The following is a 26,987-nucleotide window of genomic DNA, read 5'->3' on the forward strand; positions in this document are numbered from 1 at the left end:
CTACGAATAAACTCAACACGGATGTTCACGTAAGCATGATCAAGGAGTAACCAGGACAAAAAGTTCAGTGAGGCTTGACAGATAAGTGCGGCGGGGCAAATTACAGGCAAAAAAAAGCGAGTTCTAACGAACTCGCAAACATATTCAGAATGAATGTAACAATATGAGCCAATCTATTAATTCATCAGAAAGGACAAAAGGTTGTCTATTCGTGGTTAACTATAGTCAGCTCCGGCATTGATAATGTCATCGTTATGTCAGGGGAATGTAGTAGGTTTGTTCAATCGGTGATTCTGCTTCAAACCGTTGCCGATACCCTGTCCACACTTTACACCGCGACTTCATCCAGTGCCCGAAACACCATTTCATCCAGGTGCCCGTCGTACACTTGTTTGCACACTTTGCGTCTTACCGCCAGACCCGCAATCAGGCGTTCAATCGACAGATGTTTGTTCTCACTCTGGCCGTTGTACAGCTCGACCATCTTACTCAGCGTCTCGTAAGGAATAACATTGTCATCGACACGTAGCCAATCCAGCTTCTCTATAAGCTCACAACACTCGTCTTTAATCGAATTAGGGGTATGACCGGTCATTGCCGCTAAGGCCGTTATACTGCGTTCCAGAGCTTCTGGAGAGGTATACTTGGATAACGTGATGGTGATCTCATCGGCATTAATTTCCACCAGATGCTTGCGCAACTTAACCCGACGTCCCAATTTGCCTTTTGGTGAGGGCGCTTTACGTTGGATCGGTTCAAACTCGCCATCAATGATCTGAGACAGTTCATCAAGCTTCTGTTTTGACACCATCTCATTGCGCAGCGGGTTAGGCAGCGTCGGCGCCATATTACGCTTACCCGCATTGGTGGTGCGAGCGCGTGAGTAACGCAGCACTTCTTCCACATCGCACTTAATGTCCACCTGGTAGTCGACGATCTTCTCTTTTTCGATCATCGTGGTGATCGTCAGATGGTAGCCCCATAAGTTGACCACGAAAAGATCCTCACTCCCCTTCCCTTCCGACAACTTTTTCAGCTCGCGGATCAGATCCATCGAGAAGCGGCGCCATTCAATATTGCGAGCCAGTTTCTGATTGAGTTCGCTCAGCAGCATCACGTCCGTATGACGGCGCACCATACGACTACGGAAATACGAATAAAGTTGGAAGACCAGTGTGTGCTGCTTCAGAATTTCCGGTGGAAATAGGAAAAAGTAGTCACGCGTCAGCAGCTCTTCATAAAACGAAGGTTCCCAGACCAGAATGTAAAGGTTCGGTTTAATGCGAATTTCGCCGTCAGCGCCCTCTGTAGGGGCTTCTTCCGATGCGGTAATGGTCCGGGCCAAAAAACGAAAACGATCGCTCTTAAAGCCTTCTGGCATGTTTTCGCTTAGCCAGCGACCGGTCAGTTCATGCAACTGAAAATCGGTGTATTCAATGCGCTCGATACTGTCACGGATAGAATCGCGTGCTGGTCCGCTGTCTTTTTTACCACGCAACGACAAAATATCCGTGATGTACAACGGCGTTTTGTTGGGAACTTGTCTGGCATCAAGCTGATAGCCTTCCTGATGATGATCATGATACTGAACGGTTAGCGTAAACAAAGCGAACAGCGTCATCAGATCGTCCACCGTCATGATGTTTTTCGACGATCGTGTTTCGATCACCGCGCGAGTTCCAGAGATCGACACCATGGATTTCTGGTAGTGTTTTCGCGTTCTCGGTGGGGCCAGCGCCTGATCAATGATCCCGGCCCAATTGGTAGGAGAAACGACGAACTGATCCGCTTCATCTTTCATGGCCGGTGGCGTATATAAACCGTGTTCGTTCAGCAGCCGTTTGTTGACCTGAGTTTGAGCCAGCGCTTTGGAGCGTTTTTTCTTCTCTGTCTGTTTCACTGACTCTGTTACCAGGCTGGTGGCGCCAAGTGCAGAGATCAGCTGGTTCGGGTTCACAAAGCGATGCAGCATGGTTTTGCCCGCCAGACCTTCTTCAAACTTCACCGGGATTTGCGTAAACAAGCCCACACCAACAGCAGCACGCAAACGTTGTTGAATCGCAGCGCGAGTTAGTTGGCCATCGGTTGCATCAATCAGTTCGGTGGTAGAAACCAAACCATCCTGGCTACGAAATCCACGCAATGAGATCAAATTTAACAGTTCGACGATACTTTTTGTTACGCCTTTGAAATGTTGGTATTGCTCGATCCAGTCAACGGCGGTTTCTGACACTTCAAACAGGTGACCGTCTTTATGGCTGCGAGGCGCCTTGATCAATATTTTCTCTTGCGAACTCATTCTAATTAGATCCGTGTCACATTGGCCGTAATATCGCTATAGTTCTGGGAGAATAAAGAAAAAAAGATCATAAATAAAGAAAAAATTATGGCTCTTAAATAACTGATCTATTTGTTTATTCTGATCTATATTGATTATGTGATCTAATGATCTGACGCTCTGGTTGCTTATAACGTTATGTTTTTTATAAAGAAAAAAATAGCCTCGTCAGAAGCATGATCAACGTAGTCCAGAAAGCATGATCATTAACTGTTTGAAAGCATGATCAAAATCGTTCTGAAACATGATCATCAGCATCTCGTAATCATGATCAACGTATTTCCCGAAACATGATCATCGCATTGTCACATGTTATCCACAAGCCCTGATGCATTCTCTTTTCTTTGTGACATGATTCTGGTTTAACTCAAGCGTATCGCGCTGAAACGATGATCAAGGAAGATGCAATATTGATGAAAAAAACAACGAATTTATCTAGCCGGACAATTGAACCGACAAAGTTTGTTAGAAGCTGTGTGGACAAGCACTTGAGGGTTAGTCACGAAAGCATGATCAAGTGGCATTACGATGAAAGTCAGTTGACCGAATGTATTTTGATTAACAGCATATTTCGCATTGAATTTCTCTTCAGCCCCGTGTCTATCTGCATTGTTCCGTAATCTAGCTTTAAAAAACCATGCTTCCGAACAGACCTCTATCTTGATCATTGATCCTGAAAACGATCATTGGATCTTCATGGCAGTGAGGCATGATGGTCGCGGTGTGGATGCTTGATCATGCTTCCTTCTGCCCCATATAACGCCGAAAGCATGATCATCAGAGATTACTTGATCATGCTTCCAGATTGGTTCACCTATGTTTATCAATTCACGCTTCAATGACAATTCGGGTTTGAATCGTAAGAAGTATAAGACATTCTCTAGATTGAGAAATCAAAATGACACTGCCCGTAAAATTGCAAGGCATAATAATCGTTCCGAAGAGAAAATTGATGTATTAGCTTTACATTGTAAATAGGTGACATTGTAACATTTTTAATGTGTGACCATTTGCGAAGGAAACCCACAAGAAAAAATCGTCGCATTTTTGAGAGCATTTGTCACATGATCCATTAATTCGCTAAAAAATTTTCGATTTAATGTGATTGGTATGTATAAGTGTATGTTCACCTTTTTATTGTGTTAGTGTCATTTTGCTGTACAATCGAACTTAGTCACTAACAACGGAATTTGGTCATGAGAAGAGAACAAACGATCGAGAATCTGAATCAGCTTGCTGAACAGACGGCTCAGGTCCAGGCGGACCGTATCGAGATTGTATTAGAAGAACGTCGCGATGAGCATTTCCCACCAATGTCAAAAGCATTGATGGAAACTCGCTCAGGTTTGACTCGACGTAAACTGGACGATGCCATCAGTAAGATGGAAGAGGCCGGACATCAGTTTACTAAGAATAATGCCAACCACTATTCGATTTCACTGGCGGAAGCTCACATGTTAATGGATGCTGCTGGTGTACCCAAATTCCATGAACGTAAGAAAAATCAAAGTAATAAACCGTGGATTATTAATGTGCAGAACCAGAAAGGGGGCACTGGGAAGTCCATGTCGGCAGTGCATTTGGCGGCTTGTCTGGCACTGAATCTTGATAAACGTTACCGCATTTGCTTGATTGACCTTGATCCACAAGGGTCACTGCGTTTGTTCCTCAACCCGCAGATCAGTATTTCTGATCATGATAGCATTTACTCCGCGGTTGATGTCATGCTCGGTAACGTGCCGGATGGGGTCGAAATCGACAACGAGTTTCTGAATAAAAATGTGTTGATGCCGACACAGTACCCGAATCTGAAAACCGTGTCTGCGTTCCCGGAAGATGCCATGTTTAACGCCGAGGCATGGCAATACCTGTCGACAAATCAATCGTTAGACATCGTTAAGCTGCTGAAAGAAACTCTGATTGATAAAATTGCTGACGATTTTGATGTCATCATGATCGATACCGGCCCACACGTGGATCCGCTGGTGTGGAATGCGATGTATGCGTCGAACGCATTGTTGATTCCCTGCGCGGCAAAACGCCTTGACTGGGCGTCGACCGTCAACTTCTTCCAGCACCTGCCAACGGTGTACGAGATGTTCCCCGAAGATTGGAAAGGGCTGGAGTTTGTTCGTTTGATGCCGACGATGTTTGAAGACGACAACAAAAAGCAGGTATCAGTTTTGACCGAAATGAACTATCTGCTGGGCGATCAGGTGATGATGGCGACCATCCCGCGGAGCCGGGCATTCGAAACCTGCGCCGATACCTACAGCACGGTGTTTGATCTGACCACAGGTGATTTCGAAGGTGGTAAAAAGACGCTGGCGACCGCGCAGGATGCGGTACAGAAAAGCTCTCTGGAGCTGGAACGTGTACTTCACAGTCATTGGCCATCATTAAATCAGGGGTAAGTAGACTATGGCGATTAAAACATCTGATCTGAACGCAAAGCTGTTTGGCAAAGCGAACAAGCGTCGTGCAACTACGCCTCAGGAGGCGCAGACTGCGGCCAAAGAACAGGCGCAGGTGATTGAACTGGCGGTGGCCGGTGAAGAGATGGTGGCGTTTGAGCTGGTGCGTATTCCGGCCTCTGAAGTTGAGCAACAGACCGTTGTATTCGCGGAGAATGCCCGCGAACAGGCATTCCTCAATGAGCATGCGCTATCGGATGTCCTGAGCACACTGCGTGAACGAGGCCAGCAATATCCGGCCGTCGGACGTCGTACTCAAGATGGCAAAATTGAAGTGTTGGATGGTAGCCGCCGCCGCAAATCGTGTATTTTGTCGGGACAGGAGTTCCTGATTTATGTGGCGGAAGGCATCAATACTGAGCACGCCAAGTTTTTGTCTGATGTCGCCAACGCGCACAAACCACTGTCTTTGTACGAGAAGGGCAAAGAGATGCAGCTCAAGCTCGATAGTGGTGAAGCAGAAGATCAGAAAGCATTAGCGAAGATGTTTCAGTGCAGTGAAGCGCTGGTGAGCGGCGCGCTTAAAGCGGCGTCTTTGCCGCTTGAGCTCCTGCAGGCGTACCCGAGTGTGGCAGAGCTGGGGCGCCCCACCATTGTGAAGCTGCACAAACAGTTCAATGAACTCAGCAGTGACAACCAGCAAAAACTGTTGGATAAATGCCAGTCAAAAGAGGGATTCGTTTGGCAACGCAGTCAGGCGCAAGGCGTGGCACGTCTGACCAAAGAAGTGACCGAAACCATTGAAGAGTGGATCGCGTCTCTGGCACCGGCCAAGCGTACGGTCAGTCCGAAAGTGGAGCTGGTAAAAGGGCGTGCCAGTTACAGCCGTAAGGGGGCGAATCTGTCACTCAACCTGAAAAAAGTCGACGATAAAACCATGCAAGACATTCTCGATTTTGTTGCGGGTAAGCTCAGCTAATCCAATCCATTTTGCTAAAAGCCGCTCAGTGCGGCTTTTTTTGTGCCTTATGCTACTATGACGCCAACGAATCCGTAGCTGCGAATTACAGTATGTCTTCCACAACGCAATTCTTCACTCAACTTGCTCATCGTCTTCATCCGGGTCTGTTTCGCTGCGGTATTGTGGCGGCAGGCGATACCCTATGGCAGCAACAGTGTGTGACTGCCGCTCTGAACGCGCTGGCTCCTTCACAAGTTTTTCAGCTCGGTGGCCAACAAACGCACGGCTCTCCAAACCAACATGTCACGTTCAAACAAGGACAGCAACTGCTGGGTCAGGAGTGTGAGCTGCTGATCTGTGATATGTCGAGTGGCTTTGATGCCAACAGCTTTAGTGCGGCGTTGGGATCGCTGAAGGGCGGCGGCGTGTTGATTGTGCTGCCAGAATCGAACGGTGAGCAAGATGACGGTGCGCGCTGGCTCGAGCTTGGGTTACGACGTCTGACCTGGTTAATTCAGGGTCAGGCGCTGCCCGCGTTACCCGAATTTCCGTCCACTCATGAAGGGGAGGCGCGCTACGCGCAGCAACAAGATGCGATCGGAAGCATTATCAAGGTCGTCGAGGGGCACCGCAAGCGGCCTTTGGTGCTTACCGCCGATCGCGGGCGGGGTAAAAGCAGTGCTCTTGGTTTAGCAGCTGCACAGCTAATGCAAGCCCGGCCACGGCACATCGTGGTTACGGCCCCTCGTTTGGCCAACGTCTCTCCAGTGTTTGACCATGCTGCACGCCAGTTGCCTGATGCGCAGAAATCTAAAACGGCATTGACGTATCAGGGGGCAACACTCGCGTTTGTGGCGCCGGACGAGTTGTTACGCCAGCCGATCGAGTGTGATTTGTTGTTGGTTGATGAAGCATCAGCAATTCCGATCCCGATGCTAAAGCGAATGGTACAGCAATACCATCGGCTGGTATTTTCGACCACTATTCATGGGTACGAAGGGTGTGGGCGTGGCTTCACACTCAAATTTCAGCATTGGCTACGTACCGAGCGGCCGGGAGCGCGCTTTATTCAACTGGATCAGCCTATCCGCTGGGGACAGGACGATCCGTTGGAATTGTGGCTGTATCAAACTTTCTTGCTTGATTGTGAGCTGACACCGCTTCAAACTCCCATTACGTTGCTTCCACCACTCATCGAATTGAGTAAAGCGCATTTGCTGGCGACACCTGGATTGGTCCGTCAGTGTTTTGCTTTGCTGGTCAACGCCCATTACCAAACATCCCCGAATGACTTGTTTCATCTGCTGTCAGATTCCGCGACGCGTTTGTTTGCGTTGTTGGATGGCGATGTCTGCCTTGGTTGCCTTTTAGTGGTGGAAGAGGGCGGATTGGATGAGGAGTTAATCGGGCACATTCAGCGTGGCACGCGCCGCCCGAAAGGGCATCTGACGCCGGTCACTTTGGCCAATCAACTGGGCTGTGCGGAGGCCGCAACCGAGCGCAGCGTACGTATCATGCGCATTGCAGTCCACCCAGACGGTCAACGTCAGGGATGGGGAACGGCGATGCTCAGGCAGTTGGATGCCTTGCTCGACATTTCGTATTTGTCGACCAGTTTCGGTGCCACCAGCGATCTGATTCAGTTTTGGCAAAGCAATGATTTTGTACCGCTTAAGTTAGGCAGCCAACGCGATCAGGCGAGTGGTTGTCACTCTTTGCTGATGGTCAAGGGCCAATCCGAGTGGATCATCAAAGCGCGTCCGCGGTTTGAACACAATCTGGTTTACCAACTGAGCGACAGCCTCAAGGATATTGAACCTGACAATGTGCGTAGTTTATTGCCGCTTTCTCACCGTTCCGTGATGTCACAAGGGCTGAGCCCATTAATCGAGTTTTACCTTGAAGGTGGAAGCAGCTTCGACAGTGTTGCCCCGATGATCCGCGACTGCATACTCACAGCAACGCCTGCGCGGTTGGAGAACGTGTCAGATTTGATGGTGCGAAAAATAGTGCAGCAATGGAGCTGGCAGGCTTGTGCCATTGAGTTTTCGATAGCAGGGCGTAAACAGGTTGAAGCGCAGCTGCGACACGATTTACGTCAATTTACACTGTAAACCTGTCTTGAATGGCTCTGCCGTTTACACTGTAAATTGGCAGAGCGTCTGTCCTCCGATTCATCTTGGTGTCCGTTTGGGCCAATCTATTTGATAAAACTAGTGATCTGGCTCGTCAATCTCATACTAAAGTAGCCTTCTCAGTTTTGATACTGAGCGTTTCGTTCTACACTAAATTGTAATCGTACCTTCTTGCGTGTCTGTCACACTGAGAGTGAACGCACATCAGTGCCTGATACGTAAGGTCGATTTACACTGTAAACGAGCCAATAAAGGATTATTTGTTGAACCTCGATGTGGGTGGTAATGCTCACCAGGTTGTTCATAGGTTGTGGTATGTGGAATTCCTTTCTTCAATTGTCTGAAGACAAAACGCAAGTGATTGCAAAACTTCCGCCCGACATCCAAATCGATCGCAGTTTTGACCGTTCAGGTTTGGACGAAGAACTGAAGCGAGTTGGTGCCGAGGGTTACTTTCTGTTGGAAGAAGAAATTAACCGCTTCATCAATTATTCGCGCGAGATGAAAGGTGAGGCGTATTCCGGATTGGTCATCGGTGGGGTTCGTGATGCCAGCGTTCAGGTGGTGCTATCCGATAACGACATGATTGCGACCATGGTCGTCACGGGAGCGTACGGTGGTAAGCCATTGAATGGCGTCGGCTTGGTTCAGGCTTTGGCTCAGGCGCATGTGACGAAAGGTATCAATAAGCTGGCGCTGAAAAAAGTGTTGATGGTCAGTGCGACACTTAAGCCGGGTGAGGAGTTTTCTCAGGCGGTGGCGCAAGGAAAGCCGCCAATACAAGGCAAAGATGTGCAGTTTGTGCCATTGGTGGAAGATGTCAGTAAACAAGTCTTGGCACCCAAGCAGGATGAGCAGAACGATAAAATCGACATGCTCAATCTGGGGGAAACCATCACCGTTGATGAGAATCAGCCGCTGATGCGACGTAAACCGGCGACCAAAGGTGAGCCGGGCGTCACGGTTCAGGGCAAGTTGATTCCACCCAAGCCGGGGAAAGATCAGGCGCTGTCGGCATCGAAAGGCTCACATATTTCGCCTACGGATCCCAATCTGCTGCTGGCCAGTGTTTCCGGGATGCCGATCATTCGTAATAAAACCGTCGAAGTGGAAAATGCTTTGTGTCTGGCCAATATTGGCGTCGCAACCGGTCACGTGAAGTTTAAGGGCAATGTGATTGTTAACGGTGACATTGAGTCCGATATGGTTGTCCGGGCAACTGGCAGCGTTACGGTGGGCGGATTTATTGAATCGGCCGATGTTCAGGCGAAAGGCGACATTATTGTCGCCAAGGGGATCATCGGCCATACCGACACCGATGGCGAACGCAAAAGTTGTGTCGTTAAATCCGGTGCCAATATTAAAGCTAACTATGCGCAGTATGCCGAATTGCAGGCGGCGGAGGATATTGAACTGGTGGTGCACAGTTTGAGCAATCATCTGCGCTGCGGTGGCAATCTAACGGTATCAGACAAAACTGGGAAACAAGGCACGCTCAGTGGCGGCACCAGCCAGGTCGGGGGGAAAATCAGTTGTATCAACCTTGGTGTAGAGGGGGATACCGCAACTTATGTCGAAGCGTTTGCCCGTTTTAATGCCTACAAAGACAAAATCGCTCGTTACCGCGAAATGTACCGTCAGGTTCAGGAAGAAACCATGACCTTGGTGCGAAAGGAACTGGAGCTGAAAAAGCGGCCAAAAGCCGAGCGCAGTGACGAAGAGATCCAGCAGATGGAGCAGATGAAAGAAGCGGCCAATGCAAAGTTGGAAAAAACCAAAACGGCGATCGATGTGCTGGAAGATGAGTTTAATCGTGCGTTGGAAGAAAATTTCATTGAAGTAAAAAGTAAGGTCTATACCCATGTCACGGTGCAGTACGGGGAAGAAAAGGTCATTACTAAGCGTACGCACGGCGCGAGTCGTTTCTCGTTTAATCAATATGAGATCAAATGCTCTTCGTTGTTTGATGAGGACGCAATAGAAGAGGGCATCTGAACATGCGGAGCTTCGGCTCCGCTTTATGTTGGCCGTGCTATTTGAGGATCAGGCGAATGTCCGATGAAATGTCGTCGATCAGTTTTCGCGCCGACTCGTCTCGTTGTTGCACCAGCGTGATAAACAGCAGGTCGGTGATCACGTTTTGCGCCGTTCGTGATGCTATTGACGAACTGCGGTGTTGTGATTCGTCGGCAACCGTATCAAAGACCAAATCAGCCATGGCTCTGAGTTTGTTTTTGCGTGTTGACGTCAGCGCGATCACCCGGGCCCCTTTTTGCTTGGCCGCGTCGGCCGCCACCAGCATTTCTTTACGGTCACCAGAAAAAGAAATCACGATCTGAACATCCTGTTCGGTCAACGTCCTGGCGGTGGCAATTTGTACGTGACTGTCTTGCTCACTCAGAGCGGTAATTCCGAGTTTAAGCAGTTTGTACGACAAATCCTTTGCCGTCAGGGCAGAGCCGCCAATTCCCAATACCTGAACCCGGCTGGCCTGGTCAATCCAGCTTACCGCTTCATAACACGCCTCAAGCGACAAGGCATTGGTGGTTTGAAACATGGCATCGGTTTTGGCCTGCACCAATTTCTGAGCGATAACGGCCAGAGGGTCATCAAGCAGAATGTTGCTGTGCAAAGGGGTTGTCTGTAGTGCTTGTTTACGCGCCAGGTCTTCAGTTAATGCCAGCTTAAAATCACTGTAACCTCTAAACCCAAGCTTCTGGGTGAATTTGACGATGCTGGACTGACTGACCTCTGCCTGAGCGGCGAGTGCCTGACTGGTTAACAGCACCGCTTGGGCGGGGTGGGCGATGATCCAGTCGGCCACTTTCCTGCTGCTGTCAGACAGATGCGTGCGCCGTGCCACCAGAATATTAAGTACAGACACCGATTTCTCCTCAAAAAATCAAAATAATTTATTCCATGAATGTAATAACGACGACTCGAACTAACTGATTGATTCATTGCTTATGAACCTATGCCTATTGTCTCTCTTCGTCATCTGAAGCGCCAATTATTCCGTCATCGTACCGGTTAAAGAATAACTTTAACTGTGAGTACTATCACTAAATGTGAATATTTTATTCCATAGAATCGCGCTCATTCGTTAGGTAGTGAGAGTGCAAGATGAAGATAGATTTGACCGGTTTGGTCACCGAAAGCCGAAATAATGCCAGCGCGAAGATTGATACGCTGACGACATTTGAGATGCTCAGCGTGATCAATGCTGAAGACCAGAAAGTGGCGCTGGCAGTGAGAGCGGAACTGCAAAACATCACACTGGCGGTGGATGCAGTGACACACGCCTTTAGCTCTGGTGGGCGGCTTATCTATATGGGGGCGGGCACGTCCGGGCGTTTGGGTATTCTGGATGCCAGTGAGTGCCCTCCCACTTACGGTAGCGATCCGGGGCTTGTCGTAGGCCTGATCGCAGGGGGACAGCTGGCGATTCTGAAAGCGGTCGAGAATGCCGAAGATGATCGACGGTTGGGGCAACAGGAGCTAGAGCAGTTAAACCTCAGTGAAAAGGATGTGGTGGTTGGTATCGCAGCCAGTGGGCGCACACCCTATGTTCTGGGCGGGCTGGAGTATGCACGCTCGGTGGGGGCGGTAACCGTCTCGGTGGCGTGCAACCCGGGTTGTACGATGGCATCGCTGGCTGATATCGCGATCACCCCGGTGGTTGGCGCAGAAGTGGTGACTGGCTCGTCTCGCATGAAAGCCGGAACGGCGCAAAAGCTGGTCCTGAATATGCTCACTACTGGTGCCATGATTCGCTGTGGCAAAGTGTTTGGCAATCTGATGGTGGATGTGGAAGCGACCAACGCTAAGCTGGTCCAGCGTCAGATCAATATCGTTGCCGAAGCCACTGGCGTGGATGCCGATACGGCGGAAGCGGCGCTCAATGAGTGTGGGCGTCACTGCAAGACCGCCATCGTGATGTTGCTGGCCGATGTGGATGCGGAGCAGGCTCGTTTGCGCCTGAGCGCCCACAACGGATTCATTCGTCCCGCACTCAACAACCCTCAATAACCCACAGTATTAACGCTCTGAAGGATTCACTATGGCAAAAATTACTTCCAATATGATCTCTCAACTGCTGGACGCGGTAGGGGGGAGCAGCAACGTCGCAAAATGTGGCAATTGCATGACGCGTTTGCGTCTGTCGCTGGCAAACAACAACCTGGCTGATCAAGCAACACTCAAGCAGATCCCAGGTGTGATGGGGGTGGTCGAAAGCGATCAGCAGTTTCAGATCATTCTCGGGCCGGGTAAAGCCCAGCAAGCGGCTGAAATGATGAGTGAACTGATTGAGCGTCTGAGTGAAAGTGGGGCAGTGAACCCGGCTTATCAGCCGGATCTCACTTCGCTGGCTGCTGAGCAGAAAAAGCAGATGAAGAGCAAGCAAACCAGTGCGGTGCAACGCTTTCTAAGCAAGTTCGCCACCATTTTTACGCCATTGATCCCCGGTTTTATCGCTGCAGGTCTATTGCTTGGCTTTGCGACGCTGCTTGAACAAATATACGTGATCAACCAGGCCCCGAGTCAGTTTATGCTCGATCTGGTGGCGTATATGAAAGTGTTTGGCAAAGGCCTGTTTGCGTTTCTCTCGATTCTGATTGGCTACAACGCACAGCAGGCGTTTGGTGGTTCTGGTGTCAACGGTGCGATTCTGGCGTCGCTGTTTGTTTTAGGGTATGACCCGCAAGCGACCAGTGGTATCTATTCCGGAATGCATGAATTTTTCGGTTTTGCTATCGATCCCCGTGGCAACATCATCGGTGTCTTACTGGCGTGTATTCTCGGTGCTCAGGTCGAGCGTAAAGTGCGTCAGTTTATGCCGGACGATCTGGATATGATTCTGACATCAGTGATCACGTTACTGATCATGGGGGCGGTCACTTATCTGGTGATCATGCCAATCGGGGGCGAGTTATTTAAAGGGATGTCATGGTTGTTTCTCAATTTGAATGACAACCCGATCGGCGCAGCTTTGCTTGCCGGCTTATTTCTGATATCGGTGGTGTTTGGGATCCATCAGGGGTTTGTGCCAGTCTATTTTGCTCTGATGGACGCGCAGGGCTTCAACTCGCTGTTCCCGATATTGGCAATGGCAGGTGGTGGTCAGGTTGGGGCCTCCATGGCGCTGTATTTCAAAGCCAAACAAGACTCTATGCTGCGCTCTCAGGTGAAAGGCGCCATCATTCCCGGTTTGCTCGGGATCGGTGAGCCACTGATTTACGGTGTGACGCTACCCCGGGTTAAACCGTTCGTGACTGCTTGTATCGGCGGCGCTGCAGGAGGTTTTTTTGTGGGGCTGATTGCCTATCTGGGCATGCCGGTTGGCCTCAACACGGTGTTTGGCCCATCTGGTATCGTGGCGATTCCGTTGATGACCTCAGACAGTGGTATTTTCCCGGCCATGCTGGTGTTCGTTGCAGGTCTGCTTATTTCTTACCTGGTGGGTTTTCTGGCCACCTACCTGTTCGGTTGTAAAGACGTCGATTTAAGCTAACCCGTTTTTCCCCTGTAGAAACGGGGCGGCAAGCGCCTTTGCTAGTCACAAAGGCGCGCCTTATCACTACATTCCAGCTGTGTTGATTACTCCTTTGACAACAGGAGGGGATCAGTGCGTCTCAAACACAGCCAAAACAACCATAAATTGTGCATTGAAAGGTGATTCCCATGAAAAAACATTTACTCGCTCTTCTCCTCCCTGCCGCGTTTGTAACGCATAGTGCCTCAGCGGTGCAACTCTATCAGGCGGAAGATGGTTCTGCTCTGAATCTCTATTCCCGTCTTGGTTTCAATTTGACCGACAAAAACGATCAGTACGGTGATACCAATGGCGAATTTGACGGCCGTATCGGCCTGAACGGCTCACAAACCATTAACGCGCACGCCTCCGTTATTGGCCAGGCGCAATATCAGGTAGGAGCGGCGGAATACGCCAATCAGGTCAATGATAAGCCATCCCTGACGGCTCGTTATGTGTGGGCTGGGATTGATGGTCACGAGTACGGACGGGTCACTGGCGGGCGTGTGGCCTCCGGATTGATCATGTTTACCGACATCGGTGACGTATTCGCATCTTCTGATGTGTCCATGGCCCGTCAGGCGGCAAAAGTCGATAAAACCGCGACTCAGGTGTTTCGTCAAGATGGCACCGTGCAATACCAGAACAGTTTTGGCAACCTGGATGCGTCTGCCGCTTATATTTTAGGTAACAGCACCTCTGAGTTAGATTACGGCTACAACGCAGCCCTGCGCTATACGTTTGATATGGGGGAGTTCGGTCGGTTGGCTCCGGTGGTAGCCATACAAAAAAGCAAAGGTGATCATCGTGAAAGCAATGATACCGATTACACCTTCTGGGGTGTCGGTACGCGTTATTATCTGGGCGATTGGATGGTCGGAGCATTGTATTCGGAAGATAAGCTGGACGGCTATTACGCGCAGACCAGTACCGATGAAGTGACGGAACTGACCGCAGTTTACAATGTAAATGATAAGTGGGCACTGCGCGCGGGCTATCGTTATCTGGATAACAAAGGTGGTGACGAACTGCAACTGAAAGATACTACACTGGAAGTTCAGTTTAAGCTCACTGCGCGGTCGTCAATCTATACCAGTTACGTGGATCGTAATGGCCAACGCGGCGATTACAACGGTCAGGAAGTGTCGTTCGGTGGGGCGCACGCCGACGAAAGCTACTACCATCTTGGGTTGCGTTACGAGCTGTAAGCGCGCATCACTGTCCTAAATTGGCCGCAGGAGTTTGTCCCTCCTGCGGTTTTTTATTGCAGTGTGTGAGCAGCGTTGCCGTTGTTGAGCAAAAAGAAATCGATCGCCGACTCAAGGCTTTTTCGACGGTCTTCCTGTTCGTTTGACGCCATGCCAAGAAAGATCGGAAAAAAAGTCCGCCCTTTGACCAGCGCCCAGAGGTTGATTGCCAGTTCATGCGGATCCTGACGGGTCAGCGCACCGTAATCCATGGCCTCCGACAGCCAGTTTTCGAGTGGACACACTTTGATCTCGCCGACATCATTGAGATGGCAGGTGCCCTGACACATGGATTCAATGGTGATGGCCACCAGCAAGCGGCGTTTTTCACAGCTAAGTACCCGCTCCAACTGGAAATCAAACAGCTCAATCAACTGAGCGCGGATCTCTCGCTGAGGATTAAAGGCAGGGAGTGGCTCATCACTTTTCTCATGCAAAACGTGATGCACTACGGAACGATAGAGGTTTTCTTTTGAGCCGAAGTGCGCATACACTGTTGGTTTCGTGGTATTGGCTTGCTTGGCAATACTGCACAATGAGGCCCCCTGAACGCCCTGTTGTTTATAACATTCAATCGCAGCAGCTATGATGTTGGCCTTGGTTTTTTCGCCGCGTCGGGTTCGTTTGTCCATCTGATTTTCGTTCAATTTTTCTTGATTGATGTGGTTGTCATTCGTTGTGTCCATTGAGCAGTTACACCGATTCAGATTGCGGATTAGCGGTACAAGACTTCGTTTAACTGTTCAATCACGTTGATTGACGGTTCGATGCGGTTGCCGACCAGGTGAGGAGCTTCGTCGTCGTTGACGATAAAACTTTTTGCCGATAAACCGCCGCTGAGCGCCACGTAACCAGTGAAGGATTCTTTGGTGTAAATCGGTTCAATTGGTTGCTCGAGCACCACACGTTGCTCGTTCAGTACGTAGACGTAAGACTGGCCATCAATCTGCTGCACCGCACTCTGCGGGACCAGCATCACTTTCTGTTTCTGAGGTGCGTTGAGATAGAGACGAGTTTTGGTGCCCACAATGATCTTACTGTTGCTGTTGTCAAACAGCGCATAAGCATCAACATTTCCGGTATTTTGGTCTATGACCGAACCAACATAATGCAGTGTCCCATCGGTATAGGTGGTGGTGTTTCCGTGCGAAACCGACACCACCGGAGAGTTTTCGGGATCCTGATCATTAACCAGTTCACTGAATGCATCCATCTGTGCGGCAGGCGCGGAGAAGTGCAACTCTACTTTGTCGGTGGCGACCAGATCGGTCAGCACCGTGCCCGGCGTCACATACGTGCCTGCGCTTTGGGTGTTCTTACCGATTTTGCCGGAAAACGGTGAATAAATGGTTTGTTTAGCCATGGCACTCTTGGCTTTGAGTAGTCGGGTTCTGGCACGTTCGACACTCTGTTCGGCCAACAAGGCACGTGCTTCTTTTGAGCCGTACTGACGGGTGATTTCAAGCAGGTTCTGCATCGCCAGACGATATTCATTTTCTGCTGTGGCCAACGTCAGACGGGCATAATCCTCATCGAGGCGGTATAGCGGGTCACCTTTTTTTACGTGCTGACCATCTTTGAAGTAGACTTCGACGATTTTACCGTCGGTTTCAGCCACAATCTGAGTGAATTCGGAAGCCCGGTATTCGCCGCTAAACGGATACAGTACCGTGGCCTGACGCACCATCGGTAGCTGGACCGAAAATGCTGTCGGTACCAGTTTAGTTTTTGCTGCGAGCATGTCGCAATTGAATAAAGCCACTGAAGTCGACACTAGCCCTAGGGCAAGGCTAAGTTTTTTCATTATTTTGCCTTGTATTTTTTATAGTTAATTTTTATGAATGGGTGAATGAATTAATAGTTTTTATTATGGAATGTGCAGGGTATTTTAACTTTACTGGCAAGTAAAGTTTTATATTGCGTATGAAGTGCTTTTAATCCCACCATTTCGCTCACAATCTCCCCAATACCTCCCGCTGTGTTAATTTTGTTTTTATTCTCATTTAATGGGAAAGTACAATATAAGAAAACGTTCCTTTCTTGTCGTTTGAGAATATCATTTGAAACATGAGATCGACGGAGCTACAACACAGGTATGAAACAACCAAGACAGAATGCAGGCCAGGTTAATGAGAAATTACTGCAATTGCTGATGCAGGTGGCTGTGAACGATGAGCCAGTTCAGGCCAAAACCTTAAGCGAGCAGTTGAATGTACCTCTTAGCAGCCTGTACCGACATCTGAAGTTGCTGAAAGAATGGAGTTTGATTGAGGAAAGTCCGCACGACAAAACCTTGATCATCGGTCCGGCAGCACTGCTTTTAATGCGAAGCTATGAGACCAGCCCTCATAACCTCGATGCGGTCGAAGCGGTGCTTTGCCGTCTGCAAAAGCAGACGGGAGAAATGGCGGCGTACATGGTGCCAGTGGGTTACCGCGCATTGTGTGTCAGCCGCAAAGAAAGTATGCAGGCACTGCGTTGCAGCTACGTCCAGGGTCAAAGTCAACCTCTGCTACGTGGTGCCTCATCCAAAGTGATGTTGGCTTTTATGCCTGCATCGAGATGCGAAAAAATCCTGCGCCATTTTGGCGAAGCGCACCGACTGCACGAATGGCAGGGTGAGCTGGAGCAGATTCGTAAACAGGGGTATGCGGTCAGTACGTCAGAAATTGACCCTGGAGTCTCGGGCATCAGTGCTCCGGTGATGAAGGGCTCCAAACTGGTTGGCGCGGTGTCGGTGATGGCGCCTGCTCATCGTGTACAAAGGGACAAACAGCGGATCATTTTGCACGTGTTGCAGGCATCAAGGGCCCTGCCACCAGAACGATAACGGCACAAAGGTAAGCGACATGCTAGGACTATTCAAACGACACAAACCGGTGGTAATGCCGCTGGCCTCTCAAAGTGGTATTTTTCTCACTGTGTGCGAAAAAATTAAGCCGATGACAGAGGTGGAATTTGAAACGGTTGAGCAGTCGCTGGAGCTGGCGTTTGAGTGGTTGTACCAGGATCCGTCCCGCTCACCTTACCTCTGTGGTGGGCACTTTTCTCTGCCACAAACCGGTGTGCAGCCGTTTCATGCACGTTTAAGCCAATATCTGAGCCAGAGCGTCCTTCCGGTGATATTGACCAACATGCATGAAACTGTGCTGCGCAGCTTGCCGGCAGTGTCGCTCACCAATCGTGAACTGGGGATCGTCAGCATCAATCGTGGGTTTGAACTGAAACAGACACTTGAACCGTGTCGTGGGTCGGCATTTCATTTTGCGTTGTCTCGCTACCCTGATTGCCGATTATTTTGTCTTGGCATTGATCCAAGTCGGGTGAAGAGTAAAACTTTTGAATACGCCGAAGATCAAGGCTGCGACTGGATGACGCTAGAAGAGTGTCAGTTCCGTCACCGTTTCCAAGTCAAAAACCAACTGGCCACCTATTTGTCTCATTGTGACGATCTGATACTCGATGTGGATTTGGAATCGGTGATGACGGATTCTGGCTTACATGGTGATGAACACCTGGAAGTACAGATGGTTTTGCGAATGATCCGGCAGTGCCTGATGTCGGGAAAAGTGCGATTGGTGCATTTGACGGGCAAAAAAGAGAAACAGATCTTTTCCAAGCAGACCAAGCTGATCCTCGATGAGATCAGCACGATGTTGCCGACTACCCATTGTGCGGCATAATACCGAGCAAGCATCCATCACAGGCGTTTTTTTATGCTTCCGTCATTAGGCTGGATGTGTGTCGCCATCGGATAACCGACGGGTTTTGTGACGGCTATAAAATATTAAAGCTGGCACTTAGGCCAGCTTCTCTGCGGATATATCAATTACTTTTTGTCAGACGTGTCTTTATTTGTGTCTTTCCAGTATTGAATACGAATTCGATGTAATTGAGCTTTTCTCATTTTCTTCATAATTATCCCTCACTGATAAATAGTGGGCGCTCTTCACTGAGCTCACAAATACGATGAGTTGATCATGTACGCAAATCAATGTAGCTGTGAATCCTCAAGATCACTAGGATCTAAATCACACTAATACACCAAAATTTAGCGGATTTGTAGATAATATTTGCACTGGATCTCGTTTTTTCAAGATCGATGGCATCACTTTGCTGTTACTAAGCGCTGCGAAATCCGCTGTTATTTAACAGAAACAAAAGCTTAACGTAAGCGTCACGTTGCTCATCTATTGTGTGCTCACTAAAAAAAGCCGACCTTATGTCAAGGAGAAAGTGATGTGGAAGCGTGATGAGCAAGATTCTCAATTCAGTCAGATGATCGAAGCGAGACTCTCTCGCCGCCGTTTTTTGGCTGGAACCGCCGCGGTAAGTGCCGGAGCCTTTTTGTCATTAAACCCGATTGCCAAAGCCGTTGCGGCTGGTACATCGGCTAGCCAGTTATTGAACTTTGAAGCGGTTCCCGCCTCGACAGCGGACAGCTTTGTGGTGCCTAAAGGCTACAGAGCCACACCACTGCTCTCCTGGGGGGATCCGATCTTCCCTGATGCCCCGGCGTTTGCTCCCAATGGTAAACAGGATGCGCAAACTCAGGCTCAACAATTTGGGGACAATACGGACGGCATGAGTTTGTTCCCGATCTCCGAAGAGCGTGCGGTGATCGCTGTGAATAACGAATACACCAACTACGAATACCTGTTTGATCATCAGGGGCAGACAATGACGGCAGACGATGTGAAAAAAGCACAGGCTGCCGTGGGTGTGACGGTGTTTGAGATCGTCAAGCAAGGCGGTCAGTGGCAGGTGGATCTTTACGGGCAGCGTAACCGCCGGATTACCGCGTATACGGAAATGCGTCTGACCGGCCCGGCCGCCGGGCATAAATGGATGAAAACCAAAGCCGATCCATCGGGTCGCAAACCGCTGGGTACGTTCAACAACTGCGCCAATGGGCAGACGCCTTGGGGCACCTACCTGACCTGTGAAGAGAATTTTGATGACTTCTTCGGCACCAGCGCGGACGATGTTACACTGACTGACGATCAGACACGTTATGGCATCGCTGCGAAACCCAGTGGGTATCAGTGGGAAACGGCAGATGAACGCTTTGACGTCGCTAAGCATCCGAATGAAGCCAACCGTTTTGGCTGGGTGGTGGAAATTGATCCAAATGACCCTAAGTCGACACCAATGAAACGCACGGCACTGGGTCGTTTCAAACACGAAAATGCCGCGTTGGTGGTGAATGCCGATGGGCATGTGGTCGTGTATCTGGGAGATGATGAGCGCGGTGAGCACCTGTACAAGTTTGTGTCAAAAGAGCGTTATCGCCCGGGCAAAGATGCCCAAAACCGTAAGTTGCTTGAAGAGGGCACCTTATATGTCGCCAAATTCGACATCGATGGTACGGAGTTAAAAGGCAAAGGACAATGGATCGAGCTGACGCTGGGTAAAAATGGTCTGACCCCAGAGAACGGTTTCCACGATCAAGCGGAAGTGCTGATTTTTGCCCGTCGCGCGGCCACTTTGGTGGGCGCAACGACCATGGATCGCCCGGAATGGGTGGCGGTGCATCCGGATGAAAAGCACGTTTTCTGTACACTGACCAACAACAAACATCGTGGCGTGAAGGACGGCCAACCCGTGGGTGGCCCTAACCCACGCGCAGAAAACCATTATGGTCAGATCCTGCGCTGGATGCCGACCAGTGGCGATCACACCCATCAGGAGTTTGACTGGGACCTGTATCTGATTGCCGGTAACCCGACGGTGCACAGTGGCGATTTGTACGCAGGCAGTGACAATATCAATGCAGGCAATATGTTTAACAGCCCGGACGGCATCGGCTTTGACCAAGCTGGACGCCTGTGGATTCAGACTGACGGCAATTACTCCAATCAGGGAGACTTTGACGGCCAGGGTAACAACCAGATGTTGTGTGGTGACCCGCAGACCGGCGAAGTACGCCGTTTTCTGACCGGGCCGGTTGCCTGTGAAATCACCGGTTTGACGTTCAGCCCGGATTACAAAACCATGTTTGTCGGAGTGCAGCACCCGGGAGAAGACGGCGCGCCGTCGCACTTCCCTTATGGTGGAAACAGCAAGCCGCGTTCAACCATCATGATGATCACCCGTGACGATGGCGGTGTGATCGGCGCATAACAGCAATGTATCGGGAGAAAGCAAAGGGAGCGGTCGCTCCCTTTTTTCATTTCGGCCGTTTGACTAAGGAGCGCCGGGACTCGGTTTGTTGACATTGAGGTTACACTTCTGCGCTGATTGGCGCTACGATGAGCTCATCTTTCACCCAATTTTAATTACCAATGTCCGCTGCACGTGTACTGCTCCCCCTGATTGTTCTGATGGCGCCGCCGCAGATTCACGCCGCCGATGCACCGTTGCAACAATGGCAGCGCTTCTATCAGCAGGCGCTGGTGTTGCCGGCGATAAGTGAGGTGGCTGCGTATCAACTGGGGGACTATGCTGACGATGTGTTATCCAGTGACAGCCAGTACCCGGACTTTTCACGTTTCGACTGGCCGATGATTGAACGTCTCCATCAGCTGGCACAAACCTGTCAGTACACCGAACCGTGGCCCGCGATCTTGAGCCGTGCGGTTGAATTTGAGCGGGCACTGTGCCGCAAAACGCCGCTAACCGAAGAATGGTTTCGCTCCCCAGACTGGCGCCATCCCGCCGGTGGCAGTTATGCTGAGCGCTATTTAGCGCGTTTGAAGCCGGATGAGCAGGCCACTTTTGCAGCCCGGCACGTCGGACAACTGACGCTGGCCAGCGTCCGCCATCCTTTGCATCATTTATGGCAAGACCCCGGACGTGAAGGCGTTGATGCACTGCTGCGCGGATATCGCGCCTATCTGGCGCCGTCGCAACAATTGTGGCTGAGCAGTGACGACGGGTGGCGTGCAGTGCATGCCGAAGACTGGCGACCTCTGGCAGACCAACTCGGGTTGAAGCTCAGCCGCGCTCAGTCCGGGTGTGACTACCGCTATGGCAACTTGTGTCTGACTCAGGTGAGTACGGAGGTCATATGGTTGTCGGCAGCGCTGAGTGTCAGTCTGGCGCTGGTGGCTTTATTGCTGCTGCGTGCGTTGTGGGTGCGTTACCAACATATTCGCGAGCGGCGTTTTGTGTTGCAACTGCTCACTCATGAGCTGCGTACGCCGATCGCCAGCCTCGGTTTGACGGTAGACGCGCTGCGTGAACAATTTGACACTATGTCGGCCGAAGGGCAGGAGGCGCTTTGGCGTCTGATGGCGGATCATCAGCGCTTAGCGCAGTTGGCTGATACCAGCCGTGGTTATCTCAGCCCGGAGGACGATGACGCGTTCAGGTGTCATGAAGCCTGGCTGTCAGACTTTTTCGACCACTGCCTGCAAGGCTATCCGGTCGACCTGCACATTGAGCAAGACAAACTGGTGTCCTTGCCGTATTACTGGTTGGGGTTATGTGTGGTTAACTTGGTGAAAAATGCACTACAGCACGGCGCCGAGCCAGTGCAAGTGGACGTGTCGGTGTTGCGAACGCTGCGAATTGAAGTCTCTGACTGTGGGGACTTCGCACCCAAATGGCGACGTTTGTGGCGCCGCCGTCCCGTGACGTCTGACAACATGGGGGTGGGCTTGCAGTTAGTCAAACGGCTGATGATCCGTATGGGCGGGCAACTGACTGTCCGTCGCCGTCCGACCCGTTGTATTCTGGAACTGCCGTTATGAAAACGATTCTGTTGATTGAAGACGATAACCTGCTGGGAGCTGGTCTGCGTGACTATCTGATCCGGCAGGGATATCAGTGCCAGTGGTTAACGGGCAGCGAAAACGTCGACCAGCACTGGTATGGTGCGGATCTGGTGATCCTGGATCGTCAATTGAGAGATGGCGATAGCCTGCGCCTGCTGCCGCACTGGCTGATGCGCAAAGCCGTGCCGGTGATCATCCTGACGGCCCGGGTGGAGGTCGGTCAGCGCGTTGAAGGGCTGCAGGCCGGTGCCAATGATTACGTGCTCAAACCGTTTGCCCATGAAGAGCTGCTGGCGCGCATACAAGTGCAACTGCGCTCGGTGGGCAGTAGCCAGATTCGTTACGCGGATCTGGAAGTGGATGTGGCGCGCCGCGCTGTGATGCAAGCCGGTCAGGCGGTGACTCTCAAACCGAAAGAGTTTCAGTTGCTGGTGCTGCTGCTCCAGAATCCCGATCGCGTCTATCACCGTGATGAACTGCTGAATAAAATTTGGGGCTATCAGAGTTTTCCAACCACGCGAACCGTCGATAATCACATTCTGCATCTGAGACAAAAATTGCCCGGTTTGGCCATTGAGACGTTGCGTGGTGTCGGCTACCGTCTGAGAGGAGCGGAACAATGAAACGTATTGCGCTTGTCGGATTGCTGATGTGGGCAGCCCCGCACTCCCTTGCCGCGGCGTCAGAGGCTTGGTTCGCCCCCACGCTGCTGCGAAATACCTACCAGCAGTTGGCGCAGGGACATCCGCTGCTGGCCTGGCATGAACTCAGCTTGGCGCTGCAGTCACACTCAATCGATGAGCAGCATTGGCTGGCGGTGAAGAAGGTCATCCTGTCACGTACTCAGTGCGGTCAGGCGCTGCCATTGTTACTGTCTGTGCCAGCCGCTGTCACGGTATCGTTCATCGATAAAACCAACCAGAGTTTTCGCGGCCATCAGGTCAAAATTGCCGTGGAATTGTTGCGTCGGCCCGTCATGATCACACTGCGCGATCCACAAGGTAACGTGTTGCTTGAGCACGCATTCGAGCCTGTGGGCAGTGGGTCGTGGGAGCAGGACTATCTGGAAGCGGAAAGTGCAGAATTGCTGGCGCCGTTTACTTCGGGGCTCTATGCCCTGACGATCGATGGGCGTAGTGTGCCGCTGGTGATTGCTGCCTCCGAGTCTTCCCATTGGGCCGAGTCCGATGTTCGAGATCCACAACGTGTGTCACTGAATTTGCCATCGACCACCTCCGGTTGTGCCCCCGCTCAGGCCCAATGGCAGTATTTTGATCGCCAGTTCGAATTACTTGATGCCCAGCCTGTCGCCGCTGATACGGAAAATGTGTTTCCTCCCGCACCCCAGCAGGCGCGCTGGCAAAGTGTCAGTGTGATGCAGAGCGAGTACCAGGGCTCGATTCGCATTCATCGGGTTCAGCGCCTGACTCAGCCGGTGAACTGAGTTCGTAAGAAAGACATATAGGTGACATTGGTGATCCGCAGTGCCGCTTTAATCAGGCGGTTCATAACGCGGAGAACCCGATGAAAATTCAAATTTTACTCGCTGGGGCACTTGCCTTAACCATTGCCTTACCAACGAAAGCGCTGACGCTCAGCCGTGCTCAGCAAACCTGGCAGATTGATCCGGCAACGCTGGCCATCAGCGTACAGACTTCAGATGCGCTTCTCTCGGTCAATCAGGATGCGCTCAGCATCAATGATACTCCTCAACAGGCTGACATGCTGAGCCAAAGCGCGACTCAGGCGGAGTGGCGGTTGCTGCCTAGTGGAGTGCGGGTGTCAGCAACACTGGAACACGCGCTGCAACTGAGTTTCAGTTGGCCACCGGATCGTGCAGTCGCGCGTGCGCAGCCCGTTTCGCTGAACTGGTTTGAGCTGGCGCAGCAACAGAGCCAAACACTGCTGCTGCCACTGGATGAAGGCATGCGCATTCCCATCCGCCATGCTGGCTGGGCTCGCTATCTTACCGAGCATCATTCTGGGTCAAACACCACCCAGGATCTGAAGATGCCGTTCTGGAGTGTTCAACAGGGCACACGGTTTATCAGTTATCACCTTACGCACCCGACCAATAACCAGCTGTTTTTCTCGCAGAGTGGCGGGACATTAGGGATGACTGCCAGGCATCAGTTTACGTCGCTTAATCAAACGCAGCCGTTCACGCTGGCGATCTCTCTGGGCCATCACGCACTCGACGGTGCCAAGGCGTATCGCCGCTGGCGCGACCAACAGGGACTGCGTCAGTCTCTGGCGGACAAACGGCGCGTTAATCCGCTGGTAGAGAAGCTCATTGGGGCTAGCCATGTCTACCTGTTTGGTCGTGATCTGTTGGCACAGGAAGACGTGAACGATTGGTGGGGGCTGAAAAACTGGTATTTTCGCCAGCCGATTCTGCATCCGTCTGAAACCGTCCGCCAAGAGTTGACCGATCGGAAACACGAACAACAGTGGATGAGTGCTTATCATCGCCGCTTGCTGGTGGCCGATATCAATCAGGCGCTTAACCGTATGATATCACCGGCGGAGAACGGTACAGTCCGGGAACAGTATCTGGCGGCGCAGCAGCGTAAACAGTGGCTCACTGAGCAAGCTGGCGCTTATCTTCATCCGCCATCAAGCTGGGGGCAGGGGCTGTCATCGAAGATGGTTACGACGCTGCAACAAGCCGGACTTAACCAACTCTGGATTGGGTTGGATAACTGGATGCCGGCGTTTTATCAGCCACAGGTCGTCGATCAGATGAAACAGGCGGGTTATCTGCTCGGTGTGTACGATTCGTATAATACCGCGATAGACAAAGGCGTGAATGACAGCTGGCTGACCGCCCAACTGCCGGACGAAATGCGCCGAGAGTGCGCGATTGAAATAGCGGACGGCAGCAAAAAGACCGGGTTTCGCGGCCATGGTTTTTACCTTAATCCTGCCTGCAGGATGGATTACGTACAAAACCGGGTGCGTGAGGTGCTGCGCTATGGACGTTTCAACAGTTTGTTCCTCGATGTGGATGCCACGGCCATGGCCCGGGAAGATTACCACGCCAAAAGCAGTGAAAGCGCGATGTTGCGGGCGTTTAACCAGCGGATGACGACATTGGCGACGAATGAACCGGTGGTCCTGGGCTCTGAAGATGGCAACGCCCTGACGACGACGGGAATTGTGTTTGCGCACGGGATGGAAACGGTGGGCTTTGGCTGGCGGGATCCGGCGATGACCACGCAGCGCCAGTCGCCCTATTTTTTAGGAGCCTGGTATCCGGATGAGAAACCCGATTTCTTTTTTAAGTCAGCGCGGGTCAAGCCGATGTACCGTGAGTTGCTGTTTGCTCCTCAGTTCAAAGTGCCCCTGTATCAGGCGGTGTTCCATGACGAGGTGATCAACTCTCATCACTGGCATACTGACAGCCTCAAGTTTTCCGATGTCAAAACCGTGCGGGATCTGCAAGCGATGCTGTACAACACGCCAGCAATGGTGCATCTAAGTCGTGACGAGGCGAGTGCCCCAGATTCTCCGCGCATTCGTCAATTGCAGCACTATCAGCAAATATTCGCGCCGCTGCATCAGGTGTTATGGGATAAGGCGTTGGTCGATTTTGTGTGGCTGGACACGTCTGGTCAGGTACAACAAACCCGCTTTAGTGATGGCTCGCAACTGACGGCCAACTTCTCAGCTAAGGCGTACGAGTTGGACTCGGGTGAGGTGTTGCCTGGTGGCACACTGTTGGCGCAACTGAGTAATGGCAAAACGTTGCGCTGGCGCAGTTTGCCGCTGACCGTGCCACCCCATAAAACTGGGTAAGAGGAGCACACGTCTCCTCCTGCCTCTGCTTGCCCGGTTTACAGGGTGTAGCTGTCGCCGTCATCCGGCACCAGAATCTTCTGTTGCAACTGATGCGACGTAACAAACTCGCGCAATTCTTCGCGGCTGAGTACGGCGTGGTTTACCGCTTCCATATGTGTGGCAATAATGGTGGCCTCAGGTGCCGCGCGATGGGCGGTTAAGGTATCTTGCTTGCCCATAATAATCGCGCCAAGCCCCGGAATTTGCGCATCGCCCGCATTGAGAATGATCACCTGAGGTTGATACCGTGCAATGGCGTGCTCGACGTCTGAGTTCCAGACGGTATCGCCAGCGAGGTAGGTGGTTTTTTCGCTTGGGTGACGAAACACCACGCCACTCACCTGGCCGAGGCGCTCACCAAGCAGCGCCATGGTGGCGTCGGAGCCGTGCTGACCAGTCGTGATCGACAAAGTGACCTCTCCGAAGCGGGTTTGCTCCCCTAAAATAGACACGTTGCGAAAACCGGCATTCCGCACCAACTCGGCATCCGCGTCATGCTGTACCAATAGCGGCATGTCTTTGGGAACAGACTGAATCGCAGCCTCATCCCAATGATCGGCATGCGTGTGCGTGAGAATAATCGCATCAACGTCCAGAACCTGTGCGCTGTCCATCGGCAGCGGCACCGTCGGCCAACGAATGTGACTGTTGAGTGTGCCTTCAAAGCCGGGATAGGCATCTTTATCCGCCAGCACGGGATCTACCAGAAAACGTTGTCCGGCGTATTCAATCTGAACGGTGGCATTGCGTACTTGGGTGAATTTCATCATGGCTTCCTCTTGTTAACTTAGCGCCATTATC

Annotated in this window: 19 protein-coding genes; 14 read left to right on the plus strand and 5 right to left on the minus strand. The window is 51.2% G+C overall.

Features of this window, described 5'->3' with window-relative positions:
• Positions 1 to 328: 328 nt before the first annotated feature.
• The gene (locus VPR01S_RS17640) at positions 329 to 2,299 is read right to left on the minus strand and encodes a replication initiator protein RctB domain-containing protein (RefSeq protein WP_021706731.1); all 1,971 of its coding nucleotides are present in this window, start codon (positions 2,297 to 2,299) and stop codon (positions 329 to 331) included.
• Positions 2,300 to 3,534: 1,235 nt separating this feature from the next.
• Between VPR01S_RS17640 and VPR01S_RS17650 the strand changes: the two genes are divergently transcribed.
• The 4 genes from VPR01S_RS17650 (at position 3,535) to VPR01S_RS17665 (ending at position 9,843) form a co-directional block, all read left to right on the plus strand.
• The gene (locus tag VPR01S_RS17650) at positions 3,535 to 4,752 is read left to right on the plus strand and encodes an AAA family ATPase (protein WP_021706734.1); all 1,218 of its coding nucleotides are present in this window, start codon (positions 3,535 to 3,537) and stop codon (positions 4,750 to 4,752) included.
• 7 nt (positions 4,753 to 4,759) lie between these two features.
• Complete coding sequence (locus VPR01S_RS17655) at positions 4,760 to 5,731, plus strand: ParB/RepB/Spo0J family partition protein (RefSeq protein ID WP_021706735.1); 972 nt, start codon at positions 4,760 to 4,762, stop codon at positions 5,729 to 5,731.
• 92 nt (positions 5,732 to 5,823) lie between these two features.
• Positions 5,824 to 7,827, plus strand: a complete 2,004-nt coding sequence (locus VPR01S_RS17660; RefSeq protein WP_021706736.1) for a tRNA(Met) cytidine acetyltransferase TmcA — start codon at positions 5,824 to 5,826, stop codon at positions 7,825 to 7,827.
• 336 nt (positions 7,828 to 8,163) lie between these two features.
• Positions 8,164 to 9,843 carry a flagellar assembly protein A gene (locus tag VPR01S_RS17665; protein ID WP_021706737.1) on the plus strand — a complete coding sequence of 560 codons (1,680 nt, stop codon included), beginning with the start codon at positions 8,164 to 8,166 and terminating at the stop codon, positions 9,841 to 9,843.
• A 37-nt stretch (positions 9,844 to 9,880) separates the two neighbouring features.
• Here the strand turns inward: VPR01S_RS17665 and VPR01S_RS17670 are convergent, their stop codons facing one another.
• Complete coding sequence (locus VPR01S_RS17670; RefSeq protein WP_021706738.1) at positions 9,881 to 10,732, minus strand: SIS domain-containing protein; 852 nt, start codon at positions 10,730 to 10,732, stop codon at positions 9,881 to 9,883.
• A 239-nt stretch (positions 10,733 to 10,971) separates the two neighbouring features.
• Between VPR01S_RS17670 and murQ the strand changes: the two genes are divergently transcribed.
• The 3 genes from murQ (at position 10,972) to VPR01S_RS17685 (ending at position 14,589) form a co-directional block, all read left to right on the plus strand.
• On the plus strand, positions 10,972 to 11,877 hold the full coding sequence (murQ, locus tag VPR01S_RS17675) for an N-acetylmuramic acid 6-phosphate etherase (RefSeq protein WP_021706739.1): 906 nt from the start codon (positions 10,972 to 10,974) through the stop codon (positions 11,875 to 11,877).
• Positions 11,878 to 11,908: 31 nt separating this feature from the next.
• On the plus strand, positions 11,909 to 13,360 hold the full coding sequence (gene murP, locus VPR01S_RS17680) for a PTS N-acetylmuramic acid transporter subunit IIBC (RefSeq protein WP_021706740.1): 1,452 nt from the start codon (positions 11,909 to 11,911) through the stop codon (positions 13,358 to 13,360).
• A gap of 170 nt (positions 13,361 to 13,530) precedes the next feature.
• Positions 13,531 to 14,589, plus strand: a complete 1,059-nt coding sequence (locus VPR01S_RS17685; protein ID WP_021706741.1) for a porin — start codon at positions 13,531 to 13,533, stop codon at positions 14,587 to 14,589.
• 53 nt (positions 14,590 to 14,642) lie between these two features.
• On the opposite strand, the gene VPR01S_RS17690 is transcribed toward VPR01S_RS17685, so the two are convergent.
• Both VPR01S_RS17690 and VPR01S_RS17695 read right to left on the minus strand, forming a co-directional pair.
• Positions 14,643 to 15,260, minus strand: a complete 618-nt coding sequence (locus VPR01S_RS17690) for a TetR/AcrR family transcriptional regulator (RefSeq protein WP_052035779.1) — start codon at positions 15,258 to 15,260, stop codon at positions 14,643 to 14,645.
• 83 nt (positions 15,261 to 15,343) lie between these two features.
• Positions 15,344 to 16,432: an efflux RND transporter periplasmic adaptor subunit gene (locus tag VPR01S_RS17695; protein ID WP_021706743.1), complete on the minus strand. Its 1,089-nt coding sequence runs from the start codon at positions 16,430 to 16,432 to the stop codon at positions 15,344 to 15,346.
• A gap of 291 nt (positions 16,433 to 16,723) precedes the next feature.
• Between VPR01S_RS17695 and VPR01S_RS17700 the strand changes: the two genes are divergently transcribed.
• The 7 genes from VPR01S_RS17700 (at position 16,724) to VPR01S_RS17730 (ending at position 26,144) form a co-directional block, all read left to right on the plus strand.
• Positions 16,724 to 17,458, plus strand: coding sequence for an IclR family transcriptional regulator (locus tag VPR01S_RS17700; RefSeq protein WP_021706744.1), 735 nt, complete (start codon positions 16,724 to 16,726; stop codon positions 17,456 to 17,458).
• A 19-nt stretch (positions 17,459 to 17,477) separates the two neighbouring features.
• Complete coding sequence (locus tag VPR01S_RS17705; RefSeq protein ID WP_021706745.1) at positions 17,478 to 18,311, plus strand: arginase family protein; 834 nt, start codon at positions 17,478 to 17,480, stop codon at positions 18,309 to 18,311.
• Positions 18,312 to 18,867: 556 nt separating this feature from the next.
• Positions 18,868 to 20,751, plus strand: coding sequence for a PhoX family protein (locus tag VPR01S_RS17710; protein WP_021706746.1), 1,884 nt, complete (start codon positions 18,868 to 18,870; stop codon positions 20,749 to 20,751).
• Positions 20,752 to 20,912: 161 nt separating this feature from the next.
• On the plus strand, positions 20,913 to 22,322 hold the full coding sequence (locus tag VPR01S_RS17715) for an ATP-binding protein (protein WP_021706747.1): 1,410 nt from the start codon (positions 20,913 to 20,915) through the stop codon (positions 22,320 to 22,322).
• Entirely contained in the window at positions 22,319 to 22,969 is a 651-nt protein-coding gene (locus VPR01S_RS17720) for a response regulator transcription factor (protein ID WP_021706748.1), read from the plus strand. The genes VPR01S_RS17715 and VPR01S_RS17720 overlap by 4 nt, the downstream gene beginning before the upstream one ends.
• Positions 22,966 to 23,790, plus strand: a complete 825-nt coding sequence (locus tag VPR01S_RS17725) for a DUF2861 family protein (protein ID WP_021706749.1) — start codon at positions 22,966 to 22,968, stop codon at positions 23,788 to 23,790. Before VPR01S_RS17720 ends, VPR01S_RS17725 begins: the two co-directional genes overlap by 4 nt.
• Positions 23,791 to 23,870: 80 nt before the next feature.
• Positions 23,871 to 26,144, plus strand: a complete 2,274-nt coding sequence (locus VPR01S_RS17730; RefSeq protein ID WP_021706750.1) for a glycoside hydrolase — start codon at positions 23,871 to 23,873, stop codon at positions 26,142 to 26,144.
• Positions 26,145 to 26,182: 38 nt separating this feature from the next.
• Here the strand turns inward: VPR01S_RS17730 and VPR01S_RS17735 are convergent, their stop codons facing one another.
• Positions 26,183 to 26,956 (minus strand): MBL fold metallo-hydrolase, encoded by a 774-nt coding sequence (locus VPR01S_RS17735; RefSeq protein WP_021706751.1) that lies wholly within the window; start codon positions 26,954 to 26,956, stop codon positions 26,183 to 26,185.
• Positions 26,957 to 26,987 lie beyond the last annotated feature (31 nt).

The sequence above is a fragment of the Vibrio proteolyticus NBRC 13287 genome (assembly GCF_000467125.1).
Lineage (GTDB): Bacteria > Pseudomonadota > Gammaproteobacteria > Enterobacterales > Vibrionaceae > Vibrio > Vibrio proteolyticus.